At 65.3% G+C, this 8,840-nt stretch carries 6 protein-coding genes; 4 read left to right on the top strand and 2 right to left on the bottom strand.

Annotated elements, in window-relative coordinates; translation table 11 throughout:
- Positions 1-667: 667 nt before the first annotated feature.
- The 4 genes from FAZ98_RS22245 (at position 668) to FAZ98_RS22230 (ending at position 4,071) form a co-directional block, all read left to right on the top strand.
- Complete coding sequence (locus tag FAZ98_RS22245) at positions 668-1,972, top strand: TIGR00366 family protein (RefSeq protein ID WP_233272766.1); 1,305 nt, start codon at positions 668-670, stop codon at positions 1,970-1,972.
- Between the two features lie 257 nt (positions 1,973-2,229).
- Positions 2,230-2,829, top strand: a complete 600-nt coding sequence (locus tag FAZ98_RS22240; protein ID WP_158953869.1) for an ankyrin repeat domain-containing protein — start codon at positions 2,230-2,232, stop codon at positions 2,827-2,829.
- Between the two features lie 386 nt (positions 2,830-3,215).
- Positions 3,216-3,581, top strand: a complete 366-nt coding sequence (locus FAZ98_RS22235) for a hypothetical protein (RefSeq protein ID WP_158953867.1) — start codon at positions 3,216-3,218, stop codon at positions 3,579-3,581.
- A 262-nt stretch (positions 3,582-3,843) separates the two neighbouring features.
- Positions 3,844-4,071, top strand: coding sequence for a hypothetical protein (locus FAZ98_RS22230; RefSeq protein ID WP_158953865.1), 228 nt, complete (start codon positions 3,844-3,846; stop codon positions 4,069-4,071).
- A gap of 103 nt (positions 4,072-4,174) precedes the next feature.
- Here FAZ98_RS22230 and FAZ98_RS22225 read toward each other — a convergent pair whose 3' ends face one another.
- Both FAZ98_RS22225 and FAZ98_RS22220 read right to left on the bottom strand, forming a co-directional pair.
- Positions 4,175-5,596: an efflux transporter outer membrane subunit gene (locus FAZ98_RS22225; protein ID WP_158954128.1), complete on the bottom strand. Its 1,422-nt coding sequence runs from the start codon at positions 5,594-5,596 to the stop codon at positions 4,175-4,177.
- Positions 5,597-5,666: 70 nt separating this feature from the next.
- Positions 5,667-8,837: an efflux RND transporter permease subunit gene (locus FAZ98_RS22220; protein WP_158953863.1), complete on the bottom strand. Its 3,171-nt coding sequence runs from the start codon at positions 8,835-8,837 to the stop codon at positions 5,667-5,669.
- Positions 8,838-8,840: the final 3 nt, after the last annotated feature.

Below are 8,840 nucleotides of genomic sequence, written 5' to 3'. Positions count from 1 at the left end.
GGTCTCGATAGGGTATGTGTCAGGCGGTGGCTATTGTACCGCCCCGCCATCGCCGGACTTTCGGCTCGCCTGACCTCGCGCGCAGAGACAAAATACCTGGTTATCCGAAGTAAATTCGAACGTGCTTTCGGTCGCTCCGTCGAAGCTGCACTTTGCTTCAAAAGCGGCCGGCCATTGCCATGAAATTTCTTTCAGGTTTCATCGACATTACAAATAAATTTCGATTTAGCCCCTTATTTAGCGGCACGATAATGCACGCGCACTATCGTGCAGCCTTGACATCCGATCGGCATAACGCGAATAATGCAGCGTTCGATTAACGAAACCGTGTTCGAATTACGAACACGAGAACAACAAGAACGGGCTGGCCGCCTCGTCGTGCAACACCGCATGCGAGGCGTGATATGAACCCGCTGCGCCGGGGCGGCACCGCCTCTCGCAAATGGAGGAGCGCCGCGTCTGTCTCCCCGTCCACCACGCTCACGCTGGCTCGCCAGTCGCACGGTCCGGGGCCATCCGCAACTCAACGCCGATCCTGTCTGCTCCGGCCAGCCGTAGCCTCACGCTACGAACACGCTGAAAGAGCATGAAAAGAGACCTCCAGACTCAACCCCCCGCGCCGCGTCAAGGCGTCGTGGCCGCCCTCGTTTACGTCTTCGAACGCGTCATGCCCGACCCGTTCGTGCTGTCGATCTGCCTCACGCTCGTCGTCGCGCTGCTCGCATTCGCGATCGCGCCGCATGGCAACGTGCCCGTGGTGCTCGATTCCTGGTACACGGGCACGTTCGGCATTCTCGGCTTCGCGCTGCAGATGATCCTGATTCTCGCGACCGGCTACGCCATCGCCGAGGCGCCCGTGATCCAGCGCGTGCTGCGCGCGCTCGCCGCGAAAGCGCACACGCCCGCGCGCGCCGCCCTGCTGGTGTTTCCAGTGGTAGCCGTGGCGGCGTGGCTCAACTGGGGGCTCGGGCTGATCGTCGGCGCGCTGCTCTCGCGTGAAATCGCGCGCCGCGTGGATGTCGATTTCGCCTGGCTCGTGGCGGGCAGCTATTCCGCCTGGTCGATCTGCAACAGCGGGCTGTCGAGTTCGATCGCGCTCTCGCAGGCGTCGGCGGGCAACGCGCTCAATCTGGTCGAAAAGGCCACGGGCCACGTGATTCCGCTGAGCCAGACCGTGTTCGCGCCGTTCGTGTTCGTGCCCACCGTGCTGGTCGTGGTCGTGATGACGTTCATCTTCATCCGCATGCATCCGAAGCCCGAGCACGTGGCCTCGTTCCGCGAAGCGGCCGAAACCGAAGCGAACGACGCGGGCGGCGATCCGCACGCGCGCGTCGGCGACGCGGCGCCCTCGTTCGCCTCGCGGCTCGAGCAGTCGATGTTCGGCACGCTGCTGCTGATCGTGTTCGGCGTGGGCTATCTGTGGATGGAGTGGAGCGAAAAGGGTTTCGATCTCGACATCAACACGACGATCCTGATCTTCCTGCTGATCGGCCTCGCGCTGCAGCGCACGCCCATCGCCTACGCGAACGCGATTCGCCGGGCGGCGCGCCAGACCGGTTCGATGCTGCTTCAATACCCGGTTTATGGCGGCATCATGGGCATCATGAAGGGCACGGGCCTCGCCTCGATGATCGCCAAGGCGTTCGTCACGATCGCCACGCCCGCTTCGCTGCCGCTCTGGAGCTATCTCAGCTCGCTCATCATCACGCTGCTGGTGCCGAGCGCGGGCGGCCACTGGGCCGTGCAAGGTCCGTTCGTGCTGCCTGCCGCGCTCAGCCTGCATGCATCGGTGCCGCGCACCGCGATGGGCGTGGCGATGGCGGAAAACGTCTCGAACATGCTGCAACCGTTCTGGGCGGTGCCGATCGTCGCGATCGCCGGGATTCGCATTCAGCGCGTGATGGGCTACACGGCGGTGACCTTCGCGGTATCGCTCGTGATTTACGCGGTTTCGCTCTGGCTCGTGCCTTGAGGTTCGCGGCGGCGGGCGCGCGGCTCGAAGCCGGCGCCTGGCCGTTCATGCGCTGAACCCCTGAACGCCGCGCCTCGAAGTTTCGGCGCCAGAGACGCCGCACCGTGGCGCACCCGACGGCGCCGCGCCAGTCGCCCCAAGGCGGCTCGCGCGGCGCCGTTTTGTTCGTGCGTTCGCGGACGCCTTACTCTCAGCGCTTGCGAAGATCGGCGACAATGACCGCGATGCGCCGCCCACCTTCGCTCAAGGAGACTGTCATGACCGCCAACGCACCTTCGTCCTCGTCCGGTTCACCGCCGGGCGCGTCTGGCTCCGGAGGCTCGGGCGGCGGAGAAGTCGATCCGCGCCTCGTCGAGTTCGCGCATCAGGTATTCGATACCGCGCGCCGCGGCGAAGCCAACACGCTCGCCAATCTCATCGATCAGGGCCTGCCGCCCAATCTGCGCAACGAGAAAGGCGACAGCCTCGTGATGCTCGCGAGCTACCACGGCCACGCCGCCGCCGTGCGCGCGCTCGTGCAGCGCGGCGCCGATCCGAACCTGCGCAACGACAACGGCCAGACGCCGATCGCGGGCGCGGCGTTCAAGGGTTTCACCGACGTGATCACGACGCTGCTCGACTGCGGCGCCGATGTCGAAGGCGCTTCGCCGGACGGCCGCACCGCGCTGATGATCGCCGCCATGTTCAATCGCACCGATATCGTCGATTTGCTGATCGCGCGCGGCGCCAACGCCGCGGCCCGCGACGCCGCCGGCAACAGCGCGCTCGACGCCGCCCGCGCGATGGGTGCGGCGGACACGGCCGAGCGCCTGGCAGGAACCTCGGGCGGCGCCGGCGCATCGGACAAAAGCGCTTGAGCGAAAACGGTGCGGGCGGCGAACCCGGCGCGGCAACGCGTTCGGCGTTCGCCGCGACCGCCAAATCGCACGCATCACGAGTCCCGCGACGGGTTTCCCTCGATCCGGGCGCGTGACCGTGCGGGCCACGACGGTGGCCACCGTGTCGACCACCCCACCCAGCGCGCCGCGTTCGCGCGCGTTCCTGGTGTCACTCCTGGTTTGCATACGACGCGCCGCCAGGCGACGCTACTGATGTCATCCGCGTGAAACCCGCACCGACCGGCCCGATGAGGGCAGGCGCAAAAATTCGACCCGTGATATCGTTTTGATAACGCGTTGTGTCATCGAATTGAAAAGCCTGCCGCATCCGTCAATCGAACGCTGTTACTTTCGCGAGCGTCGCCATGAGTGATGTACGCCACCACCTGAGTCCGCGCGACCGCGTGGAACTGCTCTGCTGGCTCACCTGCGGGAGCCTCGGAGCCTACTACCTCAACGAATCCTGGCCGAACGCGGCGTTTCACGTGCAGGCCGCGCACAAGTGGCTCGACCGCCACGCGCGCGAAGCCGACTGGCTCGCGATCGCGCGGCTCGCGGCACTGGCGCAGGACATCGCGCAACAGCACGCGTGGTTCGTCGACGCGGTGTGGGCTCGCGACGCCGTCGAGGAAATTCTCGACACCGACGACCTCAACTATCAGGCCAAGCTGGTCCTGCAAGTGCTGAAGGATTGCGAACGCGCCCTCGCCGACCGCCGTCCCGCCGACTGAGTTCCGCCGACTGAATTCCGCCGACTGAATTCCGCCGGCTGGGTTCCGCCGGCTGGGTTCCGCCGGCTGGGTTCCGCCGGCTGGGTTCTTCCAGTTAAATCGCGCCTGGGCCGATTCGATCGGCCAAACGCTTTCTGTTCGGCACGCCACACAAGCCGCACGATTCTCCATCAGATGATGGAGGCGTCGCGGCTATCGTCCGAACATACTTCCGCGTGCAGTGCCGGCATCCCGCCGGCGCTCGTCCACGCGGGAGCGTTCCATGATTCGCCCTCACGCCCTCACGATCGCCGCGGCGCTCCTCGCGCTCTTTGCGGTCAGTCCCGCAGCACCGGCGCAAACCGGCGCCCATCCGTCCACCCTCAGTACCGCCCGCCCCATCCCTTTGCAAAAGGTCGCCAGAACCAGCCACACCGCCGTCCAGCAGACGGCCAAGGCCACGAAACCCGCGCCGCAATCGCTGCGCTGGCTGCTTTCGGAAACGCCTTGATGTGATCGCGGCACGGCGCGCGGGATAACGCGCTGTGCCGCTTTCTGTGCCGCTTTCCGGCCCGCGAAGAAACGACCGCAACCGGTTCGCGAGGAGACCATCGCTACGATTGCGGCGGCCTGGCACCGGCCGCCGTGGGCGTTTGCGCGGGATCGGGCTGGGTGCCCGGCGGCGCGTTGCCTTGCGCGGGCGTCCAGCCATAACCGAGCGCCTTGTACAGATTGACGATCTGCGCGAGCTGCTGATCCTGCAACGCCGACTGCTGCAACTGCGCCGCGAACAGACTGCGCTCGGCGTCGAGCACTTCGAGATAGCTCGTGTAGCCGCCCTCGTAGAGATCGCGCGACAGCGACGAATACTCGCCGAGCGCCGCCACCTGGCGCGTGGTCGCATCGAGTTGATCGCGCGTGCGCGCCACGCCCACCAGCGCGTTCTCGACATCGGCGAACGCCTGCTGGATGGTCTGCTGATAGCTGAACAGCGCCTCCTGCTGCACCGCCTCGGCCTGATGCACCGAACCGGCGATCGCCCCGCCTTCGAAGATCGGCTGCGAGATCGCGCCCGCGAACGACCAGACGCGCGCCGGGCCGGTCCACAAACCGGAGAGCGCCGTGCTCGCCGCGCCGAACAGGCCCGTAAGCGAGATCTGCGGGAAATACTGCGCGCGCGCCGCGCCAATCGACGCGTTCGCCGCCACCAGCGCCTGCTCGGCCTGAAGAATGTCGGGGCGCCGTTCGATCAGCGACGAAGGCAGCCCGGCAGGAATCGCGGGCGCGCTCAACTGGGTGATCGACTTGCCACGCGGAATGGGCCCCGGATTCTGACCGAGCAGCAATGAGAGCGCGTCTTCCTGCTGCGCGATCTGCTGCTGGATCGCAAATACCGAAGCCTGCGCCGACTCGTATTCCGAGTGCGCCTGACTCAGTTGCAGCTTCGACACCACGCCGCCGCCAAAGCGCTCCTCGAACAGGTCGACGGCGCTCTTGCGGCTTTCGAGCGTGGCCTGGGCGATCAGCAACTGGTTGTCGAAATCGCGCAGTTGCAGATACGAAGTGGCCACGTTCGCGATGATGGCGATGCGCGTGGCCTGCTGCGCGGCCTGGGTGCCCAGATAGTCGGCGCGCGCGGCTTCCGTCAAGCGGCGCAAGCGGCCAAACAGGTCGAGTTCCCACGCGACCGTGCCGTTCAGCTGCACCTGATTGCCGACCGCGGGCGGATAACCCGGCGCGGGCACGCCGCGGCTGCGCGACGCGCCGAAGTTCGCGCCCACCTGCGGAAAGAGACCGGCCCGCGTGACCACGTAGCGCCCGTAATACTCCTCGACGCGCGCCGCCGCGATCGCCAGATCCTTGTTCTGCGCGAGCGCCTTCGCGATGAGATCGTTCAGCACGGGGTCGTTGAACTGGGTCCACCAGTCGAGCGAGGTGTCCACGGCCTCGGCTTGCGGCGAGGCGTAGCGATACGACGAGGGCGTTTCAACCGCGGGCCGACGATAGTCGGGGCCGACCGCGCAGCCGGCGAGCATGACGAGGGTCACGCCTGCCACGGCCAGCGCGACGGGACGCCATGTGCGATGCCAGAGTGTCTTCATCGCGTCAGCCCTCCTGCGAAGGCGGCAGCGCGGGCGGCGTGCCCGCGGGCGGCGCGGCGGCCGCCGCCTTCTTCTTGCGCGACGACAGCGTTTCGAGCCCCCAGAAGAACATCGGAATGAAGAACAGCGCGATGAGCGTCGCACCCAGCATGCCGAAGATCACGCCCGTGCCCAGCGAACGCCGGCTCGCCGCCGACGCGCCGCTCGCGATCGCCAGCGGCACGCAACCGAGAATGAACGCGAGCGACGTCATGATGATCGGCCGCAAGCGCAACTTCGCGGCGCGCAGCGCGGCTTCGTACGGCGAAAGCGCTTCTTTCTCGCGCATTTCCACCGCGAATTCGAAGATCAGAATGGCGTTCTTCGCGGCCAACGCGATCAGCACCGTCAACCCGATCTGGAAATACACGTCGTTTTCCATGCCGCGTATGAAGATGCCGACGAGCGCGCCGAATAGCGCGAACGGCACCGCGAGCAGCACGCCGATCGGCAGCGACCATTTCTCGTACTGCGCCGCGAGAATGAGGAACACCATCAGCAAGGCGAACGCGAACACGAGCGCCGCGGTCGAGCCGGCCTTCTTTTCCTCGAACGCCTGCCCGCTCCACGAAAAGCTGTAGCCTTCGCCGAGCGTTTCGTTCGCGATCTGCTCCATGGCGGCGATGGCTTCGCCCGAGCTATGCCCCGGCGCGGCGTCGCCGATGATCTTCGCGGCCGGGAAGTTGTTGAAGCGATTCACGATGTCGGGGCCCGGCACGAAGCGGAACGTGGTCACCGCCTTGATCGGCACCATGTCGCCGCTGCGGTTACGCACGTAAAGCTGCTGAATGTCTTCCGGGCTCGTGCGATATTGCGGCTCGGCTTGCACGATCACCTGGAACAGGCGGCTACCCTTCGGGAACTGACTCACGTACGACGACCCGAACATGGTCTGGAGTGCAGAATAAACGTCCTGAACCGGCACACCCAGCGTTTCCGCGCGCTCGCGATCCACTTCCACCAGCAACTGGCGCGAGTGCGTGTTGATGGTCGAATTCACGCCGCGCAACGCCGGGTTTTGCCGCGCTTTCGCAATGAACTGGCGCACCTTGTCTTCGAGTTGCTGGTAATTGCCGTCGCCCGTACTTTGCAGCCAGAATTCGAAACCTCCCGTGGTGCCGAGACCCGGAATGGAAGGCGGATTGACCGGCACAACCACGCCGTCCTTGAAGCTCGCGAAGGCCTTTTGCGCGTCGCGAATCAGGTCTTGCGCGGTGCCGTTCGCGCCACGGTCCTTGAAGCCTTTCAGCGTAATGAAGAGCGTGCCCGCGTTCGCCTTGTACTGCGAGTCGATCAGGCTATAGCCGATAGGCGCCGCCACCGAACTCACGGCGGGCTGCTTCGCGAACCAGTCCTCCGCGCGCTTCGAGACTTCGCCCGTGCGGTCGAGACTGGCCGCGTCGGGCAGCACCACGGCGCCGAGCAGATAACCCTGATCCTCCACCGGCAGGAACGACGAAGGAATGTGCTTGAACAGCCCGCCCGTGGCGATCATCATCACGACGATCAAACCGATGGAAAGCACCACGCGGCGTATCGCGCTCTGCACCCAGCTTCCGTAGCCCTCCGTAAGACGTTCGAACTTATCGTTGAACCAGCGGAAAAAGCGATTCTTCTTCTGCTCGCCCGGTTTGAGCAGAATGGCCGCGAGTGCGGGCGACAGCGTGAGCGCGACAATGCCCGAGAGCACGACCGAGACCGCGATCGTCACGGCGAACTGCTTGTACAACTGCCCCGTGATGCCCGAAAGAAACGCCACGGGAATGAACACCGCGAGCAGCACGAGCACGATGGCGACCACCGGCCCGCTTACTTCGTCCATGGCGCGCTTGGCCGCCTCCTTCGGCGCGAGACCGAACTCGCTCATGTTGCGCTCGACGTTTTCGATCACGACGATGGCGTCGTCCACCACGATACCGATCGCGAGCACCATGCCGAACAGCGTGAGCATGTTGATGGAGAAGCCGAACGCCATCATGCCGATGAACGCGCCGATGATCGACACGGGCACCGCGAGAATCGGCACGAGCGTCGCGCGGAAGCTTTGCAGGAACACGAACACGACGAGGATGACGAGGATCACCGCGTCGCGCAGCGTATGGATGACTTCGCCGATCGACTCGCTCACGAACTCGGTCGTGTCGAGCGCGACTTCGTATTTGAGCCCCGGCGGGAAGCTCTTTTGCAATTGCTCGAGCGTTTGCTTGACCTGCTTCGCCACTTGCAACGCATTCGCGCCAGGCTGCTGATACACGGCGATCAGCGTGGCGGTCTTGCCGTTGTAGCGGCCGCGCAACGAGTAGTCTTTCGCGCCGAGTTCCGCGTGGCCGATGTCCTTGATGCGCACGATCGCGGCGTCGCCCGAGGCGGCGCGCAGGATGACATTGTCGAAGTCGGCGGGCTCGGTCATGCGGCCTTTGGTGGCCACCGGAAAGGTCTGCTGCACCGGCGAGGTGGTGGGCGACTGGCCGAGACGGCCCGCCGAAAACTGCTGATTTTGCTGACTGATGGCGTTCTGCACGTCGGCCACGGTAATGCCGAGCTTGGCCATGCGATCGGGCTTGAGCCAGATGCGCATGGCGTAGTCGGCGGAACCGAAGATCGACGCCTGGTTCGCGCCCGGAATGCGCTTGAGCGCGTCGAGCACGTACACGTTCGCGTAGTTCGCCACGTAGGCCTGATCGTAGGCGTTATCGGGCGAATAGATCGCGATCACCATCATGAACGCCGAGGAGCGCTTCTGCACGGACACGCCCTGCGCCGTGACCGCGTCGGGCAGCGTGGGCAGCGCGAGATTCACGCGGTTCTGCACGTCCACCTGCGCGAGCGACGGGTCCGTGCCAATATCGAAGTACACGGTGAGCGACATGTTGCCGGTGGAAGAGCTCGACGAGTTCATGTACATCATGTTGTCCGCGCCGTTGACCTGCTGCTCGATGGGCGCGGCCACGTTCTGCGCGACGATGTCGGCGCTCGCACCCGGATACGTCGCGCTCACGGTGATGGTGGGCGGCGCGATGTCGGGGAACTGCGCGATCGGCAGATTGAACATCGCCACGAGACCCGCGACGACGAGCACGATCGACACGACGGACGCAAAAATCGGCCGGTCGATAAAGAAGTGGGAGAACTTCATCGC

The organism is Paraburkholderia acidisoli, from assembly GCF_009789675.1.
Taxonomy (GTDB): Bacteria; Pseudomonadota; Gammaproteobacteria; order Burkholderiales; family Burkholderiaceae; genus Paraburkholderia; species Paraburkholderia acidisoli.
Note: the sequence above shows the minus strand (reverse complement) of the source record. Positions and strands in the feature narration are given on the sequence as shown.